Here is an 18,981-nt window from a genome sequence, read left to right on the forward strand (position 1 = left end):
TACTGCGACGACTAGGAGTGCGATCCGTCCAGGCGCGCCTCGGTGGCCGCGAGGAGAACGCAGGTCGCGACGCCGTTCATCGCCTTGCCCAACTCCTCGGTGGACGGGAAGCTCGGCGCGAGCCGAATGTTCTTGTCCTCGGGGTCGATGCCGTACGGAAACGCGGATCCGGCAGCGGTGAGCGCGATACCCGCTTCCTTCGCCAAGGCGATCACCCGCTTGGCCGTGCCCTCCACGACGTCGAGGCTCACGAAGTAACCACCCTTCGGCTCCGTCCACGACGCCACCTTCGACGCCCCGAGACGGTCCTCGAGGATCTTCAGCACCAACGCGAACTTCGGTGCCAGGAGCTCACGGTGCTTCTCCATGTGCGCCCGGACACCGTCCGCGTTGCCGAAGAATCGCAGGTGACGAAGCTGGTTGAGCTTGTCGGGACCGATACTCTTCTTGCCGAAGTACTTCTGATACCACGCCAGGTTCTCGGTAGAGGCACCGAAGAAGCTGACACCGGCGCCCGCGAACGTGATCTTCGACGTCGACGCGAACACCAGCGGACGGTTCGGGTGGCCGGCCTCGGCGGCCATGCCCAGGATGTCCAGCGACGGCGCCGTCTCCCCGAACAACGGATGCACCGCATAGGCGTTGTCCCAGAACAACCGGAAATCCGGGGCCGCGGTGGGCATCGTGGCCAACGTCCGCGCCACTTCCTCCGAGTACACGACACCCGTCGGGTTGGAATAGTTGGGGACCGCCCACAAGCCCTTGATCTGCGGGTCTCCTGCCACAAGCTTGGCGACGAGGTCCGCATCGGGGCCGTCCGGTCGCATCGGCACCGGAATCATCTCGATGCCGTAGGACTCGGTGATCGCAAAGTGGCGATCGTATCCGGGCGCAGGGCAGAGGAACCGGACCTTGGGCTCCTGCGACCACGGGCGCGGGGAATCGGGATTTCCGTGCAGCAGCGAGAACACCACGGCGTCGTGCATGATCTCGAGGCTCGCGTTGTTTCCGGCGAGGAGATTTTCGACGGGAATGCCGAGCAACTCGCCGAAGATGGCCCGCAGTTCGGGCAGCCCGGTGAGGCCGCCGTAGTTGCGGCAGTCGGTGCCGTTGCCGTCCCGGAAGTCGCCGTCACCCGGCAGCGTCAGAAGCTCCGCCGACAGGTCCAGCTGTTCGGGAGAGGGTTTGCCACGGGTGAGATCGAGCGTGAGCTTCTCGGTCTTCAACTGCGCATAATTCGCAGTTTGACGCTCGTGCTCGGAAAGTAGTTCCTCATGGCTCATCAACCCGATCTGGGTCTGGTTGGGCATCAGGAGCGGCCTTTCACCGACGTGATGAGTCGGGTATGCGAAAGATAGGGGACCCCGCGCACCCGGCAGAGCCCGTTGACCCTTGCTGCCTTCCGGCCCTGGGGGAGTTCACAGGATGCGCGCCGCGCGGGATCCACCACAGAGTGTAGACGGCCCCGAACCGCCGCAGGGATCCACCCCGGAACCGGGGCCCGGTGCTACGGTCGCCACCGCATTCGGCCACCTCGGGCCGAAAGACCGATGGGATTTGAGGGATGTATCGGAGAAGGGCCGCGCGGGCGGTGGCACTCGGCAGCGTCGTGGCGGCACTGTCGGCGTGCGGAGGGGGCGACGACGAGCCGACCTCGGACGACGCAGTGCGCTGGGATGCGGTGGACCCGTGCACGTTGGCCGACGAGGCAACGCTGGACCCGTTGCTGACGGCCGACGTCGGCAACGGCACGCCGGTCGAGGCCGACGAGCGTCGCAGCTGCACGTGGGGCCGGCCCGAGACGCTGAACACCGTGACCGTCACCACCACAGATTCCGCCGCCCCCGACAAGCCCCTGCGCATCATCGAGGTGCTCGGAAACGAAGGTCGCGCCCTCGCCGAGAGCAAGTACCAGTGCATCCTCGAGTTCACCACCGACTCTGGCACCCTACTGATCGACACGACTTTCGGCCTGGACGCTGTCGCGGACCCGGACACCTCGTGCAACCGGTCGGTGCCGCTGGCCGAACACTCGCTGACCCTGCTGCATTGGGCGTAGAACCGCGCTTTCACCTGGCCGTTTAACACCGAGGCGGGGTCGTTGGGTATGCTCCTCCACGGAGGATTCGCCTAGTGGCCTATGGCGCTCGCCTGGAACGCGGGTTGGGTTAACGCCCTCAGGGGTTCAAATCCCCTATCCTCCGCCACAGGAACCCCTGTGAACTGCTGAAAAGCGGTTCACAGGGGTTCTTTTCGCTTCACATCCAGGCCTTCTTGAATACGCAGAGTAGTTATCTTCCTGTTATCGTTCGTGGCGCAGTGTGTGTCGGTACGAGATAAAGGGACAATTCCATGGCGATTCGTCGCACCCGCGCGTTGATCGTGGGCCTCGTCGCAGTGTTGGCGTCGGGCCTCGCATCCGCTCTGACCGGAGCCGGCATCGCCCATGCCGACTCGGCCCTGATCTCGGTGTATTCACCCTCTATGGACAAGCACATTCCCGTGAAGGTGCTGAAGGCCGCGGGCGGTGGTCCTGCCCCTACCCTGTACCTGCTCGACGGGCTGCGGGCACCGGACGACAACAACGGCTGGCTGATCGAGACCGACGTGGAGAGCTTCTTCGCCGGCAAGCACGTCAACGTGGTCATTCCGTTCGGCGGCGGCGGCACCTTCTACTCGGATTGGCAGCGCGACGATCCCAAGCTCGGCCGCGTCAAGTGGGAGACCTTCCTCACCAACGAGCTGCCCCCGGTGATGGCGTCGCAGTTCGGCAGCGACGGGGTGAACAACGCCGTGGCCGGTCTGTCGATGAGCGGCACCTCCGCGCTGAACCTCGCCATCCATCGTCCTGACTTCTACAAAGCGGTCGCCTCCTACAGTGGATACCCGACGGCCAGCTCCCCCGGCTTCGCCCAGGGCATTCAGGTTTCCGTCGCCCAGATGGGCGGCAACGCATCGAACATGTGGGGCTTCTGGCCGTCACCGGCGTGGATTCGCAACGACCCGCTGCTCAACGTCGGCGCCCTCCGCGGCAAGTCCGTCTACATCTCCTCCGGTGCAGGCGCGGCGAGCGATCCCACCGTCGACCCGGACAGCGATCACTTCGACCCGGTGAAGTTCTCGCAGACCGTTCCCCTCGAGACCGCCGCCGGCCTGAGCAGCAGGACCTTCGTCCCCGCCGCGCAGCGAGCCGGCGCCAAGGTGCAGACGCGCATCACCGATGAAGGCCTCCATACCTGGAACTACTGGCAGGACCGGCTGCACGAGTCCTGGGCCGGCACGATCGCGCCCGCCCTCGGCACCTCCTGAGCCGAGCGTTCCACTCGCCTGACCTTCCACCACAGTGGCCCCCGATCTCGGATCGGGGGCCACTGTGTTTTTCAGGTCACGGTGTTTCTCCGCCACGGTGTTTCTGCACCGTGTTGGATAGTGCTGTGCCGATCGACGACAGCAGGCGGATGCTCACCCTCGCCGTCGTTCTGTCCGTCCTGGCCGGATACGTCGACGCTCTCGGATTCATCACCCTCGGTGGGTTCTTCGTCGCGTTCATGAGCGGCAATCTCACCCGCTTCAGCGTCGGATTCGCCGAAGGAACCTGGGCGCATGCGCTGACGGCCGCAGCCGTGATCGGCGTGTTCGTCCTGGGGACCGTGCTGGGTGCAACGATCGTCCACCTCGCCGACCGGCGGAACCTGCCGGTGAAGAGCACCGTGCTCGCGGCGGTGTCGGGCCTGCTCCTCGCAGGGTCTCTCGCCGCGAGCCTCGATGCGAGCACGGTGGCTGTCGGCGCCATGCTGCTCGCGATGGGGGCCGAGAACTCCTTCTTCCAGCGCGACGGCGAGGTGACCGTCGGACTCACGTACATGACCGGTGCCCTCGTGAAGATGGGGCACCGACTCGCGGCCGCCATGTTCGGCGGCTCCCGCTCGGCGTGGCTACGTCACTTCGCGCTGTGGATCGGGCTGGTGGTGGGCGCGGTGACGGGCACCCTCGCCCACCGCTGGGTCGGATTGGACGCCCTGTGGTTCGCGGCGGTGCCGGCCACTGCGCTGACCGTCGTCGTCCACCGGACGGTGGACCGCGCTACTCGCCGCCGGCAGTCGTCGTGACGGGGTTACCCGAGGAATCGAGGGTCCACCAGACACTGCCCACGGCTTGTCCGAACGCGTCACCGGGCTCGTTGTCGTCCTTGTAGCGGTACACCGGCCGCCCGTTGACGGTCAACTGGTGGGTACCGTTCGCCGCCGGGATCGTGTCGACGACGACTTCCTGCAAACCCTGGACGACGGGATTCTCGGTGACGCTGGTGACCGGCGGCCACGATTCGAGGCAGGGGCCACGGCACGAACTCGCACCGGACCCGACCTCGTCGTTGTCGTACACATAGACCGTCATCCCGCCGGAATCGACGACCACTTCACCGATGGTCGTCGGGCCCATCTGGAGCACGGGTTCACCGGGGGACGCAGGTGGCGACGTCGGAGTCGGTGACACGGGTGCGTTTCCGCCCGTATCGCCGGAGTCGGTGCTGTCGTACGCGCAACTCGAGAAAGCCAGGCTGACGGCGGCGATTGCGGCCAGCGCCCATGTTCGTCTCATGGAGTCCTCGTTCTCTGTGACGGCGGTATGGCGGGCCTCCGGGGAACCTCGACGGACCCGTGCCTACAGTTCACCTCGAGTTGTCCGCCGGTGCGGGCAGTTTCGCGTGATGCCGCGACAGCGGCAGATGTCGGTGCGCGTGACTACGCTCCCTGTCATGGGCTGGTACACGCCGACCTCACCGTCGTCCGATCTCACCGACACCCTGGTGTGCGGTTGGTCGGCGCGCACCGAGGGCGAGCACCTGCTGGTGCCGGACGGTTGCATGGACATTCTGTGGATTCGCGGGATCGGCATCCGGCTCTGCGGTCCCGAAACATCGGCCTGGTCGTTCACCCTGCCGCCGGGCACCGAATCGGTGGGCGTGCGTTTCCGGCCGGGCGCCGCTTCGCCGCTGTTTCGAACCCCGGCGTCCGAAGTACGCAACATCCGAGTCGGGCTGGGCGACGTCCTCGGCTCGAGCTGGGAACGAACACTCACCGACCGGCTGGACAACGCGGCGGGAAGCGACGAGCGAATCACGTTGTTCGAGAACGCCGTGCGGTCCTTGCGTGGCAATCGACGCGAAGCGGATCCGCTGATCGGCCACGTGCGCCGGGCGCTGGCTCGTCACTCCTGGAACGTGGGCGCGCTCGCCGACGCCACGTCAGTCACCGAACGGCAACTACAGCGGCGGTGCAATGACGCCTTCGGATACGGCCCGGCGACCCTGCGCGGAATCCTGCGGCTTCAGCGGTTCATGGCGCTGGCCCAGTCCGGAAAGCGACGGAGCCTGGCCGAACTCGCCGCCACCTCGGGTTACAGCGATCAGGCACATCTGTCCCGCGAGTGCCGCCGGATCTCCTCAATGACCCCGTCCGACCTGCTCGCGAGCGAGGCACCCGGCTGGCACGGCAGCGCCTCCGTCGTCGATGTCGGGAATGTTCAAGCCCTCGACCGATTCGGAGGGGAAGAATCGGCAGCATGACTTCGACAACGGACACCCCCGCCGCCCATTACCGAGATCTGGCCGAGAAGTTCACCGCTCGCGTCGAATCCGTGCCCGCCGACCGCTGGAACAATGTGTCGCCGTGCGAGGGCTGGACCGCCCGAGACCTCCTGCGCCACGTAATCGACACCCAGCGGTACATCGTCACCGTGGTCGACCTCGAGCTGCCCGCCGGACCTTCCGTCGACGAGGATCCGGCCGCCGCGTGGGCGGCCACCCGCGACGGCATGCAGGAAATCCTCGACGACCCCGAGCGCGGAAGCCGCGAATACGAAGGACACTTCGGCCGCACCACCCTCGCCGACACGGTCGGCAGCTTCTACTGCTTCGACCTGGTGGTCCACGGATGGGACCTCGCGCGGGCCACCGGGCTCGACGAGACGATCCCCGCCGATGACCTCGCGTGGGTACGCACCGTCGCCGAGCAACTGGGCGACAACATTCGCATGGCAGGCGTGTGCGGGCCGGCTGTCGAAGTGCCCGCGGACGCGGACGAGCAGACCCGACTTCTGGGCTTCCTCGGTCGCAAGGCCTGACGATCGGCGCCGTCCCGGCCACACTTGTAACCTCAGGTCATGAGTGTGCCGGGCCGGTTAGCCACGTTGATGGCCGTGTCGCTGGTTGCCGGCGTGCTCAGCGGCGACGGGTTTGCCGGCGCAGAACCGGAGCCCCGCGGCGCCAAGGGCCTGGCGTCGCGCGGGCTGCTCAGTTCGACTCCACTGCACTCCGCGGTCATGTTCGCCGGCATCACCGACGATCTCACGCCGTCCGGTCGTGTGCCCGGTGACGAATCGGACCGCACATCGGCCACCACCCACCGCTTCGACGAGTATCCGTACATGCGATATGAGGTCACGTTCGCACCGGGCACTCTTGCCAACGAGGTGGTCTGGGAGGGCCGTTCGGTCAACCTCGACGACGTGGCACTGCACGTCTGGGATGAGCAGGCGGACAGCTGGGGTGAGCCGGTGGCCACCGCGCGACCCGACGTTCCGGGCGGTCCGGTGAGGTTGAGCACCCGCATCGAGGGTGCCGGTTCGGCCCAGATCCTCGTGATCGACAGTCCACGCCGAGACCGTTCCTTCCGCGATGCCAACTCCGAGGCCGACCAGCAATTCGCAGATCCGGCGTCCTACGACTTCGCAATTCAGCACATCACCGACACCCAGTATGTGTCCCGAGACAATCCCGCGGTGTTCGACAGCATGACCCGCTGGACGGCTGACAATGCCGCGGACCGGAAGATCGCGTACTCGATGCACACCGGCGACCTGGTCCAGAGCTGGATTCGGCCGGGTGCACCTGACACTCGCGCCCGCCCCGAATTCGAAGTGGCGGACAAGGCGATGTCGACTCTGGAAGACGCCGGCATCCCGCACGGCGTCCTGCCCGGCAATCACGACAATCTGTGGAATGTCGGCGGCCGCCTGATCCCGGGCGAGCATGAGAAGAACCACGCCCTCTACAACGAGTTCTTCGGCCCGTGGCGATACCGGGACAGGCCGTATTGGGGCGGGTCGGTGACGGACACCGACAATTCGGCCCATTACGACCTGCTCGACCTCGCAGGGGCGAAGTTCTTGATGCTGTACATCGGCTACAACCCGCCCGAGCGGGTACTGCAGTGGGCGGAGGACGTTCTCGCCGCGCACCCGGATCGCAATGTGATGATCGGCAGCCACTACTACCTCGACGAGGACGGCTCCCTACGGATGAGCGGCTTCGGTGACATCGGCGGAAGCGCTGGACAGCAGATCTGGAACCGGCTCGTCGTGCCGTTCGACACGGTGTTTCTCGTCCTCGCCGGACATGTCGACGGGCAGACGACGGTCACCGACAGAAAGGTCGGGCACACCGACCGCACCGTGGTGGAATTGCTCGCCGACTACCAGAACTTCCGGGTCGACAACCGCCGGGAGACCGGTTTCCAGCGGCTGCTCCAATTCGACCTCGACGGCGGCACCCTCGCGGTGACCACGCACTCCCCCGCGTTGAACAGTTTCCGCGTGGAAAATTTCGACCCGCAGCGACGCTACGAGCCCGGTGACGGTGATTTCGTCACCGATGTGGAGTTGCGGGCCGACATGCCCCGCGCCGTCATTCCGGCCACCTGACCTGCACGTCGGACTCGAGGCGCACATCGATCATCGGCGTCCCTCTCCTACCCCATTGCGCGCGAGCTAACCGGCAGCAAGGGGGTCTGTTCGTAGTCCGGGCCCCGGCGGCAGTTCCAGTTCGGTGGCGGAAACAGTCTCGCCGCGCTGCTCGCACACCAGCTCGGCGTGCAGCTGACCGCCGCACTCACTCTGGTCACACGCGACACTTTGCGACACAGGGGCACCTGACACGTGTATTGATTCAATACGCAAGTAATGTTCTATCCATGCGCGAACGCCGATACTCCTCGACCAGTCCAGAGCACCTGGCGGCAGCCCTGTTCGATGTCGCGGCCCAGGCAGGCCTCGAGGGTGCCAGCGTTCGGGAGGTGGCCAAGCGGGCGGGCGTGTCCATCGGCGCCGTGCAACATCACTTCTCCACCAAGGACGAGATGTTCGCCTTCGCCCTGCGGACTCTCGTCGACAAATTGCTCACCCGTTTGGCGGACGTGGATCAGGGCGGCGACCCCGCCCGCGGCCTGTTCTCGGCCTTGTCGCAGCTACTTCCGCTCGACGAGGCCAGGTCCCGCGAGGCCCACGTCATGGCCGGGTTCGCCGTCCGGGCGGCCACGTCGGCCTCGCTCGCCGAGATTCGCCGCACGACCCTCTTCACCATCCGTACCAAGCTGTCCGCGGTATTGATCGGCATGGGCGTCCACGAGGCCGAAACACGCGCGGCGTTGCTGCTCGCCGCCGTCGACGGCCTCGCGCTCCATGCGCTCGGCAGCCCCGGCCTGTATCCGCCGGAGTACCTCGAGCACGCCCTCGACATCCAGATTGCCATGGTTCTGCAAGGCGCCGAGGTCGTGCCGACGACGTCGTCGATCGAACTGGCCAGCTGACCCCACCGCCTCGCCGATGTCCCAGTCACCGCACCCGATAACGCCGCCCTCCCAGGCGGAGCCGAACAACGCCACCGTCGGTGCGGGCCGATTCGCGCCCAGCCCGTCGGGAGACCTGCACCTAGGGAACCTCCGCACTGCCCTGTTGGCGTGGCTGTTCGCGCGGTCGACCGGCCGTCGTTTCCTGATGCGTGTCGAAGACCTCGACCGCGTCCGCCCGGGCGCCCGCGAGCAGCAACTGGCGGATCTCCGCGAACTCGGCCTCGACTGGGACGAGGACATCATGGTGCAGTCGGACCGGCTCGAGCACTACCGGGACGCGGTCACCCGCCTCGAGTCGGCCGGCCTCACCTACGAGTGCTTCTGCACGAGAAGGGAAATACTGAAGGCCCCGTCCGCACCCCACGCACCGCACGGTGCGTATCCCGGCATCTGCCGAAACCTGACACCGGAAGAACACGACGCCCGGCGGGCCGGTGGCCGTCCCCCCGCCCTGCGCCTGCGCGCCGAGGTCGGGTCGTTCACGATCGACGATCTGCTGCACGGCAGCTATTCCGGGATGGTCGACGACCTCGTGCTGCGGCGCGGTGACGGCACACCCGCGTACAACCTCGCGGTGGTGGTCGACGACGCAGCCCAGGGCGTCGACCAGGTGGTGCGCGGCGACGATCTGCTGTCGTCGGCGCCCCGTCAGGCCTACCTGGCCGGACTACTCGGACTGACGGCGCCCCAGTACGCCCACGTCCCCCTGGCCCTCGACCAGGAAGGCCGGAGGCTGGCCAAGCGCGCCGGTGCCGTCACGCTCGGCGACCAAAAGGCTCTGGGGCGCACACCTCGTCAGGTACTCGCCATGCTGGCCACCTCGTTGCGACTCACCGCGCCGGACGAGGAAGTGGACCTGGCCGGACTGCTCGACCGCTTCGAACCGGCTCGGCTGCCGCGCGAGCCGTGGGTGATCACACTCCCGACGACGCCGCCGCAATCACCATGACGAGGAAGAACAGAATCCACCCGAGGATGTACGCCGCGCCGAGGGCGATGCCGGCGATCGCGAGTCCCCGGCCCTGTTCCCCGGACCGCTTGATCTGACCGAGTGCAACGACCCCGAGAATGATGCCGACGATGGCGCCGACACCGTAGACGCAGCCGCCGACGATCGAGACGACCAGTGCGGCGATCGCCAGCCCGTTGGTTCCAGGCTGCTGCGCGTACGGCGCGCCATACGCATTCGGGGGCCCGTACCCCGGAGTCGGGGCACCGTACTGGTTCGGGGCGGCATACTGATTCTGCCCGCCGTACTGGGCCTGGCCGCCGTACTGGTTCGGTGCCGCGTACGGGTTTCGTGTCCCGTAGGGCTGAGGCGAACCGCCGTACTGATCGGTGCCACCGTACTGGTTCGGCGTGGCAGGGGGATTGGGGCTTCCGTACTGCCCCTGGCTCTCCGGCGCCGGCGACGTTCCGTAGGCGCCCGGCTGCTGATAGTCGGGATACTTCTCGGTGGGCGCCGAATACGTGGGGTTGCCGGAGGCGTCGACCCCGTATCCGTCCCGCGGCAAACCCGGTACCTCGCCGTAGCCGGGCGGGTATTGGCCGCCGTCCGGATTCGAGTTGTCCGATCCCCCAGAATTAGTCACGTTTACCAGCGTAAGGCATGAAATCGCCTCGAGAAGAAGCGGTCCAAAGGTGGGCAAGTAAAGGTTCGTCCACGTAGTGTCTATTCGCACTGTCATACGCAAGCACTCAATTCTTGCTGAGGGGAACACATGACGACTGGTGGATACGACCCGAACGACAAACCAGAGGGCGGTGATCAGGGCGGATACCCTCCGCAGGGCAATCCCCCACCACCTCCCGGCGGATATCCGCCGCCCCCGGGAATTACCCACCGCCGCCGCAGGGACCACCTCCCGGCGGATATCCGCCGCCCCCCGGCGGAAACTACCCGCCGCCTCCCGGGAATTACCCGCCTCCGCAGCAGGGCGGGAATTATCCACCCCAACAGGGTGGAAATTACCCGCCGCAGGGTAATTACCCACCGCCGCCGCAGGGTCCGCCGCCGGGTGGATATCCGCCGCCTCCGCCCGTAACGGGTTACGGCGCCCCCGGCCAGACACCGGGACAGCTGTCGGTGGGCAACGCGATCAGCTACGGCTGGAACAAGTTCAAGGACAACGCGCTCATCTGGATCGGGATCATGCTGGTCGCGGCGGTCATCCAGGTCGTCTTGAACCTGATCTTCGGCGGTTTCAGCACGTCCTCCGACTTCTCCGACACCTTTACGGTGTGGCGAATCATCGGAACGCTCGTCACCACGGTGGTCGGTTATCTGATCAATGCCGCCCTTGTGCGGGGAGCGCTCCACGAGGTGGACGGCAACAAGCCTGCCTTCGGATCGTTCTTCCAGTTCACGAATGTCGGTGCAATCATCATCGCGAGCTTGATCGTCGGTGTGCTGTCCACCATCGGTTTCATCCTGCTCGTCATTCCGGGTCTGATCGTCGTCTTCCTGACATGGTGGACGCTGCAGTTCGTGATCGACCAGAATCAGGACGCCGTCACCGGTATCAAGTCCAGCTTCGGAATCATTTCCCAGAACGTGGGACCGCTTCTCCTGCTGGCTCTCGCTTTGGTCGGTATCAATATTCTCGGCGCGATTCCGTGTGGGCTCGGTCTGTTCGTCACGATTCCCCTCACGATCATCGCCTCGACGTACGCATACCGCGTGCTCACCGGTCGTTACGTTTCGGCCTGACGGCCTGAACTCACCGCGGGTGAGCGTGCTTCCCGTCCACACGGACGGCAAGCACGCTCACCCGTTTCGCTATCCGTCACATGAACCCCACTCTCCCCACGCGTAATGTGCTCGGCGTCATCCGAGACACACAGACTCGAGATTCGAGGGGGAAATATGACTACTGGCGGATTCGATCCGAACCAAGGGCACCAACCGTTCGGTGCCCAGCCGCAGGGGGAACACCGGTACGGGCAGCAATCCAGTGGGCAACAGTTCAATTCGGGGCAGGCTTTCGGTACTGCACCGTTCGCCCAGCCCGATTTCGGGTTCGACACGTCCCGCCCGGGCGAGCTGCTTCCACGCCTGGGTGCGCGCGTAATCGACGGCCTGATCGTGGGGATTCCCACCGCCATCGTCACGACGATCATCTCGCTGGCACTCGGTTCGGTTCTCGGTAGCGTCGTCGGTGCCCTTCTCACCGCGGCTGCAGTGGTCGGGTACTTCGTGCTGCTGGAGACCACGCGCGGGCAGACCCCGGGAAAGCAGCTCTTCGGCCTTCGGGTGGTAGGACCGAACGGTGTACTGCCCACACAGCAGCAGTCGCTGATCCGGAACAGCTTCTACGTCCTTTCGGCGCTCGGCGGGCTGCCGCTGATCGGGCTCGTGTTCGGGCTCCTCGGCACGGTCGCGGCGATCGTCATCGGTGTGACGATCAACAGCAGCCCCACGAAACAGGGCAAGCACGACGAGCTCGCCGGCGGTACGCGCGTCGTTCAGGGCTGACCGCTGCCACTGGCGCTGCACCTACGGGTGAACGTACCTTTCGTCGCTTCAGATCGGACAAAAGGTACGTTCACCCGTTCCTGATTCGCGCCACTCCACCCGCAAGTGCTTGGATTGCGGCGTGACAGCCTCAGATCAGCACGTAGAGCAAGCCGACCATGCCACGTTCGCGCACGTCAGTCGCGGGTACTACCCCACGTTCGTCGCATTGTTCACCGCGACGCTGCTGATCTCGAATATCTGCGCGACCAAGGGGGTCGCATTCTTCAGTGATTCTTCGCTGACCCTCGGGCCGCTGCAGATCCTGCCCGTCATCACCGACGGCGGCTTCTTCCTCTTCCCGCTCGCCTACATCGTCGGCGACGTCCTCAGCGAGGTGTACGGGTTCAAGTCGACGCGTCGGGCCATCTATCTGGGATTCGGCGCCCTGATTCTCGCCGCGTTCTGCTTCTGGCTCCTCATCGCACTCCCCTCCGCCGATTTCTACGAAAACCAGGACGCCCTCAGCGCCGTCGTCGGTGTCTATCCCCGACTGTTGCTCGCCGGACTGGCCGGTTATCTGGTGGGCCAGATGCTGAACTCGGCGACGCTGGTCCTCATCAAGGAGCGCACCAAGGAAAAGCATCTGTGGGCGCGGCTGATCGGCTCCACCGTCGTCGGGGAATTCGCCGACACGCTGATCTTCTGCTCCATCGCCGCCGGCGCCATCGGTATCTCGACGTGGACCGATTTCGTCAACTACGTGATCGTCGGTTTCCTGTGGAAGACGCTGGTGGAGGTGCTGGTCATGCCCATCACTTATCGGGTCATCGCCTACGTGAAGAAGCGCGAACCGACCTACGTTCTCGCGGCGTAGAAGCGGCCCAGGGTGTCGACCTTGAACTCGTCGAAGTAGCCGCCCTCGATGCTTCCCCGGATCTGGTCGACCAGCCGCACGGTGAACCGTTCGTTGTGGATGGTGCAGAGGGTCGACGCCAGCATCTCCTTGGCCTTGAACAGGTGATGGAGGTACGCCCGCGTGTAGTTGGCGCAGGTGTAGCAGTCGCAGTTCTCGTCGATCGGCGTGAAGTCCCGACGGTTCTTGCTGGTGTTGATATTGAAGCGGCCGTCCGGGTGATAGATCGCCGCGTTGCGCGCCACGCGTGACGGGTTGACGCAGTCGAAGGTGTCGGCGCCGTTCTCGATGGCCACGAAGAAATCGTCCGGCTCGCTGATGCCGAGCATGTGCCGGGGCTTGTGCTCGGGCAGCTCCTCGTTGCACCAGCGGACGATGGTGCCGAGGTTCTGCTTCTCCAAAGCGCCGCCGATGCCGTACCCGTCGAATCCGCGTCCGCTCTCCCCGCGAATCGACTCGAGTCCGCGGCAGGCCTGCCTGCGTAGATCCTCATACTGAGCGCCCTGAACCACACCGAAGAGGGCCTGATAGGGACGGTGCGCCCGCTCGGCCGTGAGCTTCTCGTGTTCGGCGATGCACCGCACCGCCCACGCCTGGGTCCGCTCCACGGACCTCTCCTGATAGCCGCGGGTGTTCAGCAGGGTGGTGAGCTCGTCGAACGCGAACATGATGTCGGCGCCGAGCTGATGCTGGATCTGCATCGACACCTCGGGCGTGAACCGATGCCGCGACCCGTCCAGGTGCGATTTGAAGGTGACGCCGTCGTCGTCGACGGTGGCCAGACGTTCCTTTCCCTTCGCGATCACGTCGTCGGATCGCACGCCGACGGCCTCCATGGCGAGGACTTTCTTGAAACCCACCCCCAGCGACATCACCTGGAAGCCACCGCTGTCGGTGAAGGTGGGGCCGTCCCAGTTCATGAACTTGCCCAAGCCCCCGGCCTCGTCGACGATGTCCGGCCCGGGCTGCAGGTACAGGTGATAGGCATTGGCGAGCACGGACTGCGCGCCGAGGTCCTTCATGCTCTCGGGCAGCACCGCCTTCACCGTGGCCTTGGTGCCGACGGCCACGAACGAGGGTGTCGCGATGTCCCCGTGCGGCGTGTGAATGGTCCCAGTCCGGCCCAGCCGGCCCTCGAGTCGCGTGCCTACGGTGAAGAACGGATCGGGCGGGGTGGGGACTACAGCATTCACTGGTGTATCCAATCACGGCCGGCCGTGCGTACTTCCTCACCTCCGGTATGCGCGGGTGAGTCAGCCGGGAAAGTTTGGGTATCCCCTCGGCAGAGTCGGCGCGAGGAGTCCTCCGGATCGCCCGGGAGGCGGCCGGCCCGAGGAGACAAGGGGTCAGGTATGTCGCACACAGCGTTGAAACCCTTCTATCGGCAGGTGCAGTCGCACTACGACCTTTCGGACGACTTTTTCGCACTGTTCCTCGACCCGACCATGACGTACAGCTGCGCGTACTTCGAACGCGAGGACATGACCCTGGAGGAGGCTCAGCGCGCGAAGATCGATCTGTCACTGGGCAAGTGCGATCTGCACCCCGGAATGACCCTTCTCGACATCGGGTGCGGCTGGGGCGCGGCGATGTTGCGGGCGATGGAGAAGTACGACGTCAACGTCGAAGGCCTCACGCTCAGCCGTAATCAGTACGACCACGTGAGCAGGCTGCTGGCGGACCATCCCGGTCCCCGGACGGGCCGAGTCCATCTCCGGGGATGGGAGGAATACCACGACAAGGTGGACCGCATCGTCAGCATCGGCGCCTTCGAACACTTCCGGCGCGAACGGTACGACACCTTCTTCTCCAACTGCTACGACATGCTGCCGGACGACGGCCGGATGCTCCTGCACACGATCATCGGCCACCCCCTGTCGGCCCTGAAGGAGATGGGCATCCCGGTGACTCGCGAGAACGCCCTCTTCCACATCTTCATCAAGCGGCAAATCTTCCCGGGTGGCCAACTGCCCCAACCGCAGTGGATCGAAGAAGCCGTCGACAAGGCGAACTTCCGGATCGAGCGGATTCAATCCTTGCAGCAGCACTACGTGCGGACGCTCGAGCACTGGGCCGACGCTCTGACGGCACGCCGCGCCGAGGCGATCGAGCTGTCCTCATCGGAAATGTATGAACGGTTCATGAAGTATCTTCTCGGTTGCGCCGCCCATTTCCGGTCCGGGCACATCGACGTCATGCAGTTCACCCTCGTCAAATAGGGAGACCGGTCAGACGTCGGCACCCACGAACTGGCTGTTGTACAGCCGGTAGTACGCACCGCGGGCGATCAGCAGATCTTCATGGCTGCCTTGCTCGACGATCCGCCCGTCCTCCATGACGACGATCAGATCGGCGTCGCGAATCGTCGACAGCCGGTGTGCGATCACGAAGCTGGTGCGGTCGCTGCGCAGGACCGCCGTGGCGTGCTGCACCAGCAGTTCGGTACGGGTGTCCACCGAACTCGTCGCCTCGTCGAGGATCAGGATCGACGGCTGCGAGATGAAGGCGCGCGCAATCGTGATCAGCTGCTTCTCACCGGCGCTGATGTTGCTGCCTTCCTCGTCGATGACGGTGTCGTAGCCGTCGGGCAGCGAGTGGACGAACCGGTCGACGTAGGTGATCCGTGCCGCCGCGAGGATCTCCTCCTCCGTGGCGTCGGGCCGGCCGTACGCGATGTTGTCGCGGATGGTGCCCCCGAACAACCAGGCGTCCTGCAACACCATGCCGATCCGGGACCGCAGGTCGTCCCGAGACATCTCGGCGATGTCGACACCGTCGAGGAGGATCCTGCCGCCGTCGAGGTCGTAGAACCGCAGAATGAGGTTGACCAGCGTGGTCTTTCCCGCGCCGGTCGGCCCCACGATCGCGACCATCTGTCCCGGCTCGGCCACCAGTGACAGGTTTTCGATCAGCGGCTTCTCCGGCGAGTAACTGAAGGAGACGTTCGAGAACTCGACGTGTCCCTTCGCCAGCTCGGGGGTCCGGGCGTCGAGCAGATCCGGCTCTTCCTCGTCCTCGTCGAGGATCGCGAACACCCGCTCCGCGGAGGCCACACCCGACTGCATGAGGTTGACCATGGCGCCGATCTGGGTGAGCGGTTGCGTGAACTGGCGGGAGTACTGGATGAACGCCTGCACGTCACCGAGACTCATCGTGCCGGACGCCACCCGCATGCCGCCGAGGACGGCGATGGCCACGAAGTTGAGGTTTCCGAGGAACATGATCGCGGGCATGATGAGGCCCGAGATGAACTGCGCCCGGTAACTCGCTTGGTACAGGTTTTCGTTCTGTTCCTCGAACCGGGCCTCCACCTCACGGCTGCGGCCGAACACGGTGACCAGTTCATGGCCGGTGAAGGCCTCTTCCACCTCGGCGTTGAGCGCCCCGGTCGATTTCCACTGCGCAACGAAATGCGTCTTGGAGCGTTTCGCGATCTGCGCTGTCACCAGCACCGACAGCGGGACGGTCAGTACGGCGATGAGTGCGAGCAACGGCGAGATCACGATCATCATCACCAGGATGCCGATCACGGTCATGGCCGACACGATCAGCTGGCTCATCGTCTGCTGCAACGACTGCGACACGTTGTCGATGTCGTTGGTGACGCGACTGAGCAGGTCACCGCGAGAATGGGAATCGAAGTAGCGCAGCGGAAGCCGGTGGATCTTCCGTTCCACCTCGGCGCGCAGGTTCTTCACCACTCCCTGCACGACGATGTTGAGGAGGTACCCGGACAGCCACATGAATACCGACGACCCGACGTACAACGCGAGGACGATCGCGAGAACACGACCGAGTGCCCCGAAGTCGATACCGACTCCGGGTATCACGGCTATGCCGGACACCATGTCCGCGAACGTGCCCTGTCCGTCGGCCCGCAGAGCGGCGACGGCCTGGTCCTTCGACATTCCCGCCGGCAACTGCTTGCCGACGATGCCGTCGAAAATGATGTTGGTGCCCTGACCGAGAAGGCGCGGCGCGATGGAGGTGAGGACCACCGCCACCCCGGCGACCAGGATGACGGTGCTCACGGCGATGCGATGTGGCCGCATCCGCCCCAGCAACCTCTTGGTGGACGGCCACAGGGCGTGCGGCTTGGAGCCGGGCGCTCCCGGCGCGACCGGCCCCGGGATACGGGGGCCCGCCGGCTTCTCGGCGGTGGCGGTGCTCGTGCGATCGCTCATAGGGCTTCCTGAATCGATCGTTGGGATTCGACGATTTCGACGTAACAGGGGCAGGTGTCGAGCAGGTGGTCGTGGGTACCGATTCCGACGATGGCGCCGTCCTCGAGCACCACGATCTGGTCGGCCTCCACGATGGTCGACACCCGTTGCGCCACAAGGATCACGCAGGCGTCCGCCGTTTCCGGTTCGAGCGCGGCGCGCAGTCGCGCGTCGGTGGTGAGGTCGAGAGCGGAGAACGAATCGTCGAAGAGGTAGATCGACGGGCGGCGCACCAGAGCCCGTGCGATGGCCAGGCGCTGTCGCTGCCCACCCGACACGGTCGTGCCCCCCTGCGCGATGGGGGTGTCCAGGCCCTCCGGCATCGCCCGGACGAAATCGGCGGCCTGCGCGATCTCCAGCGCGTGCCACAACTCCTCTTCGCTCGCGTCGGGCTTGCCGTACCGCAGATTGGTGGCGACGGTGCCCGAGAACAGATACGGCCGTTGCGGAACCAAACCGATCCCCGACCGCAGAACGTCGAGGTCGAGGCGCCGTACGTCGACATCGGAGACGGTGACGGTGCCGGCCGTGGCGTCGATGAGGCGGGGGATCAGCGAGAGCAGCGTGGTCTTACCGGATCCGGTGCCACCGATGATGGCGGTGATTTTGCCCGGTTCTGCCCGGAAGCTGATGTCGCGGAGCACCGGTTCGTCGGCGCCGGGGAACTTGAATTGCGCGTCACGCAGTTCCACCACCCCCGGATGCTCGATCCGGGTGACAGGTTCGGCCGGCGGGACCACGGTCGACTCGGTGGCCAGAACCTCACCGATGCGTTCTGCACACACCGTCGCCCGCGGTGCCATCATCGCGATGAACGAGGCCATCATCACCGACATCAGGATCTGCATGATGTAGCTGAGCATCGCCGTCAGCGAACCGATCTGCATACTGCCGCTGTCGATTTCGTGCCCGCCGAACCAGATGACGGCCACGCTGGTGATATTGGCGATCACCATGACCAGGGGAAACATGATCGCGGTGAGGCGGCCGACGCGCAGGGCGGTCTGGGTGAGTTGTTCGTTGGCCGTCTCGAAACGCTCGATCTCGGAGCGTTCACGGACGAACGCCCGGACCACGCGGATGCCGGTGATCTGCTCGCGCAGGACGCGGTTGACACCGTCGATCCGGGTCTGCATCTCGCGGAAGGCGGGCACCATCCGCGAGATCACGAACCCCATGGACAATCCGAGGACCGGCACGGTGACGGCGAGGATCCAGGCGAGCCCGACATCCTCGCGTATCGACATCGCGATGCCGCCGATGCACATGATCGGCGCCATCACCAGAATGGTGCAGCTCATCACGACGAGCATCTGCACCTGCTGCACGTCGTTGGTGTTGCGGGTGATCAGCGACGGTGCACCGAACCGGCCGAATTCGCGGGACGAGAAGCTACCGACCTGATGCATCACCGCCCGGCGCACGTCACGCCCGAAGCCCATGGCCGCGCGCGCGCCGAAGTACACGGAACCGATGGAACACACAATCTGGACGAGGGTGACGAGCAACATCACGCCACCCGTCGACAGGATGTAGCCGGTGTCGCCCTTCGTGACCCCGTTGTCGATGAGGTCGGCATTGAGGCTGGGGAGGTAGAGCGCGGCCGCCGTCGCGACCAGTTGGAACAGGACCACCAGCATCAATTCCCGCTTGTACGGGCGAAGGTAGGTGGAGAGCAAGCGGTTCAGCATGGGCTGCGATCCTGACGCGTCATCATGATCTTCGAAGGTTACCGGGCCTGCGGCCCGTGAGTGGTTGAGG

At 65.4% G+C, this 18,981-nt stretch carries 18 protein-coding genes, 1 tRNA gene and 1 other RNA gene; 13 read left to right on the forward strand and 7 right to left on the reverse strand.

The genetic code is table 11. The features are described 5' to 3' along the window. Positions 1 to 11: 11 nt before the first annotated feature. The gene (locus JQT59_RS03345) at positions 12 to 1,310 is read right to left on the reverse strand and encodes an aspartate aminotransferase type Ic (RefSeq protein WP_213574552.1); all 1,299 of its coding nucleotides are present in this window, start codon (positions 1,308 to 1,310) and stop codon (positions 12 to 14) included. A 43-nt stretch (positions 1,311 to 1,353) separates the two neighbouring features. Then, an RNA gene (ffs, locus tag JQT59_RS03350) (signal recognition particle sRNA small type) lies at positions 1,354 to 1,448 on the reverse strand. A gap of 116 nt (positions 1,449 to 1,564) precedes the next feature. Between ffs and JQT59_RS03355 the strand changes: the two genes are divergently transcribed. The 4 genes from JQT59_RS03355 to JQT59_RS03370 all read left to right on the forward strand — a co-directional run bounded on the left by JQT59_RS03355 (position 1,565) and on the right by JQT59_RS03370 (position 4,109). Next, positions 1,565 to 2,059 carry a hypothetical protein gene (locus tag JQT59_RS03355; protein WP_213574554.1) on the forward strand — a complete coding sequence of 165 codons (495 nt, stop codon included), beginning with the start codon at positions 1,565 to 1,567 and terminating at the stop codon, positions 2,057 to 2,059. Between the two features lie 60 nt (positions 2,060 to 2,119). Then, positions 2,120 to 2,207, forward strand: a tRNA-Ser gene (locus JQT59_RS03360). A gap of 145 nt (positions 2,208 to 2,352) precedes the next feature. Then, entirely contained in the window at positions 2,353 to 3,309 is a 957-nt protein-coding gene (locus tag JQT59_RS03365) for an alpha/beta hydrolase (RefSeq protein ID WP_109326209.1), read from the forward strand. A 149-nt stretch (positions 3,310 to 3,458) separates the two neighbouring features. Beyond that, positions 3,459 to 4,109, forward strand: coding sequence for a YoaK family protein (locus JQT59_RS03370; RefSeq protein WP_213577385.1), 651 nt, complete (start codon positions 3,459 to 3,461; stop codon positions 4,107 to 4,109). Here JQT59_RS03370 and JQT59_RS03375 read toward each other — a convergent pair. Next, positions 4,084 to 4,599: a COG4315 family predicted lipoprotein gene (locus JQT59_RS03375; RefSeq protein WP_213574556.1), complete on the reverse strand. Its 516-nt coding sequence runs from the start codon at positions 4,597 to 4,599 to the stop codon at positions 4,084 to 4,086. The two genes, JQT59_RS03370 and JQT59_RS03375, sit on opposite strands and share 26 nt — an antisense overlap. A 157-nt stretch (positions 4,600 to 4,756) precedes the next feature. On the opposite strand from JQT59_RS03375, the gene JQT59_RS03380 reads away from it, so the two are divergent. The 5 genes from JQT59_RS03380 (at position 4,757) to gluQRS (ending at position 9,576) form a co-directional block, all read left to right on the forward strand. After that, positions 4,757 to 5,566, forward strand: coding sequence for a helix-turn-helix domain-containing protein (locus JQT59_RS03380; protein ID WP_213574558.1), 810 nt, complete (start codon positions 4,757 to 4,759; stop codon positions 5,564 to 5,566). Then, positions 5,563 to 6,123: a TIGR03086 family metal-binding protein gene (locus JQT59_RS03385; protein ID WP_159918897.1), complete on the forward strand. Its 561-nt coding sequence runs from the start codon at positions 5,563 to 5,565 to the stop codon at positions 6,121 to 6,123. The genes JQT59_RS03380 and JQT59_RS03385 overlap by 4 nt, the downstream gene beginning before the upstream one ends. Before the next feature lie 39 nt (positions 6,124 to 6,162). Next, on the forward strand, positions 6,163 to 7,701 hold the full coding sequence (locus JQT59_RS03390; protein ID WP_213574564.1) for a metallophosphoesterase: 1,539 nt from the start codon (positions 6,163 to 6,165) through the stop codon (positions 7,699 to 7,701). A gap of 269 nt (positions 7,702 to 7,970) precedes the next feature. Continuing rightward, positions 7,971 to 8,585, forward strand: coding sequence for a TetR/AcrR family transcriptional regulator (locus JQT59_RS03395; protein ID WP_213574566.1), 615 nt, complete (start codon positions 7,971 to 7,973; stop codon positions 8,583 to 8,585). 16 nt (positions 8,586 to 8,601) lie between these two features. Next, complete coding sequence (gene gluQRS / locus JQT59_RS03400) at positions 8,602 to 9,576, forward strand: tRNA glutamyl-Q(34) synthetase GluQRS (RefSeq protein ID WP_502939774.1); 975 nt, start codon at positions 8,602 to 8,604, stop codon at positions 9,574 to 9,576. Here gluQRS and JQT59_RS03405 read toward each other — a convergent pair. Continuing rightward, a complete protein-coding gene (locus tag JQT59_RS03405; protein ID WP_213577389.1) occupies positions 9,542 to 10,141 on the reverse strand; it encodes a DUF4190 domain-containing protein in 600 nt (199 codons plus the stop codon). The two genes, gluQRS and JQT59_RS03405, sit on opposite strands and share 35 nt — an antisense overlap. 566 nt (positions 10,142 to 10,707) lie before the next feature. Here JQT59_RS03405 and JQT59_RS03410 point away from each other — a divergent pair. From JQT59_RS03410 to JQT59_RS03420, 3 genes are all read left to right on the forward strand, one after another. Continuing rightward, complete coding sequence (locus tag JQT59_RS03410; RefSeq protein ID WP_213577391.1) at positions 10,708 to 11,337, forward strand: DUF2189 domain-containing protein; 630 nt, start codon at positions 10,708 to 10,710, stop codon at positions 11,335 to 11,337. Positions 11,338 to 11,493: 156 nt separating this feature from the next. Next, positions 11,494 to 12,102: an RDD family protein gene (locus JQT59_RS03415; protein WP_213574568.1), complete on the forward strand. Its 609-nt coding sequence runs from the start codon at positions 11,494 to 11,496 to the stop codon at positions 12,100 to 12,102. 121 nt (positions 12,103 to 12,223) lie between these two features. Continuing rightward, entirely contained in the window at positions 12,224 to 12,958 is a 735-nt protein-coding gene (locus JQT59_RS03420; protein WP_213574570.1) for a queuosine precursor transporter, read from the forward strand. Here the strand turns inward: JQT59_RS03420 and tgt are convergent. Then, on the reverse strand, positions 12,940 to 14,190 hold the full coding sequence (gene tgt, locus JQT59_RS03425) for a tRNA guanosine(34) transglycosylase Tgt (protein ID WP_213574572.1): 1,251 nt from the start codon (positions 14,188 to 14,190) through the stop codon (positions 12,940 to 12,942). The genes JQT59_RS03420 and tgt overlap by 19 nt on opposite strands. A 159-nt stretch (positions 14,191 to 14,349) precedes the next feature. Here tgt and JQT59_RS03430 point away from each other — a divergent pair, with 159 nt between their 5' ends. Further along, the gene (locus tag JQT59_RS03430) at positions 14,350 to 15,216 is read left to right on the forward strand and encodes a cyclopropane mycolic acid synthase family methyltransferase (protein ID WP_213574574.1); all 867 of its coding nucleotides are present in this window, start codon (positions 14,350 to 14,352) and stop codon (positions 15,214 to 15,216) included. Between the two features lie 9 nt (positions 15,217 to 15,225). Here JQT59_RS03430 and JQT59_RS03435 read toward each other — a convergent pair whose 3' ends face one another. Both JQT59_RS03435 and JQT59_RS03440 read right to left on the reverse strand, forming a co-directional pair. Further along, the gene (locus tag JQT59_RS03435; RefSeq protein ID WP_213574576.1) at positions 15,226 to 17,181 is read right to left on the reverse strand and encodes an ABC transporter ATP-binding protein; all 1,956 of its coding nucleotides are present in this window, start codon (positions 17,179 to 17,181) and stop codon (positions 15,226 to 15,228) included. Continuing rightward, positions 17,178 to 18,911, reverse strand: a complete 1,734-nt coding sequence (locus JQT59_RS03440; protein ID WP_213574578.1) for an ABC transporter ATP-binding protein — start codon at positions 18,909 to 18,911, stop codon at positions 17,178 to 17,180. The genes JQT59_RS03435 and JQT59_RS03440 overlap by 4 nt, the downstream gene beginning before the upstream one ends. Between the last annotated feature and the right edge of the window lie 70 nt (positions 18,912 to 18,981).

Source organism: Rhodococcus sp. USK13 (assembly GCF_018343855.1).
GTDB classification, from domain to species: domain Bacteria; phylum Actinomycetota; class Actinomycetes; order Mycobacteriales; family Mycobacteriaceae; genus Rhodococcus_F; species Rhodococcus_F oxybenzonivorans.

Excerpts from the sequence above, each read along its gene's own strand:
- JQT59_RS03440 (WP_213574578.1), bottom strand. The coding sequence starts at position 18,911 with ATGCTGAACCGCTTGCTCTCCACCTACCTTCGCCCGTACAAGCGGGAA.
- JQT59_RS03380 (WP_213574558.1), top strand. The coding sequence starts at position 4,757 with ATGGGCTGGTACACGCCGACCTCACCGTCGTCCGATCTCACCGACACC.
- gluQRS (WP_502939774.1), top strand. The coding sequence starts at position 8,602 with ATGTCCCAGTCACCGCACCCGATAACGCCGCCCTCCCAGGCGGAGCCG.
- JQT59_RS03390 (WP_213574564.1), top strand. The coding sequence starts at position 6,163 with ATGAGTGTGCCGGGCCGGTTAGCCACGTTGATGGCCGTGTCGCTGGTT.
- JQT59_RS03345 (WP_213574552.1), bottom strand. The coding sequence starts at position 1,310 with ATGCCCAACCAGACCCAGATCGGGTTGATGAGCCATGAGGAACTACTT.
- JQT59_RS03435 (WP_213574576.1), bottom strand. The coding sequence starts at position 17,181 with ATGAGCGATCGCACGAGCACCGCCACCGCCGAGAAGCCGGCGGGCCCC.
- JQT59_RS03415 (WP_213574568.1), top strand. The coding sequence starts at position 11,494 with ATGACTACTGGCGGATTCGATCCGAACCAAGGGCACCAACCGTTCGGT.
- JQT59_RS03395 (WP_213574566.1), top strand. The coding sequence starts at position 7,971 with ATGCGCGAACGCCGATACTCCTCGACCAGTCCAGAGCACCTGGCGGCA.
- JQT59_RS03385 (WP_159918897.1), top strand. The coding sequence starts at position 5,563 with ATGACTTCGACAACGGACACCCCCGCCGCCCATTACCGAGATCTGGCC.
- JQT59_RS03375 (WP_213574556.1), bottom strand. The coding sequence starts at position 4,599 with ATGAGACGAACATGGGCGCTGGCCGCAATCGCCGCCGTCAGCCTGGCT.
- JQT59_RS03370 (WP_213577385.1), top strand. The coding sequence starts at position 3,459 with ATGCTCACCCTCGCCGTCGTTCTGTCCGTCCTGGCCGGATACGTCGAC.
- JQT59_RS03355 (WP_213574554.1), top strand. The coding sequence starts at position 1,565 with ATGTATCGGAGAAGGGCCGCGCGGGCGGTGGCACTCGGCAGCGTCGTG.
- JQT59_RS03365 (WP_109326209.1), top strand. The coding sequence starts at position 2,353 with ATGGCGATTCGTCGCACCCGCGCGTTGATCGTGGGCCTCGTCGCAGTG.
- JQT59_RS03430 (WP_213574574.1), top strand. The coding sequence starts at position 14,350 with ATGTCGCACACAGCGTTGAAACCCTTCTATCGGCAGGTGCAGTCGCAC.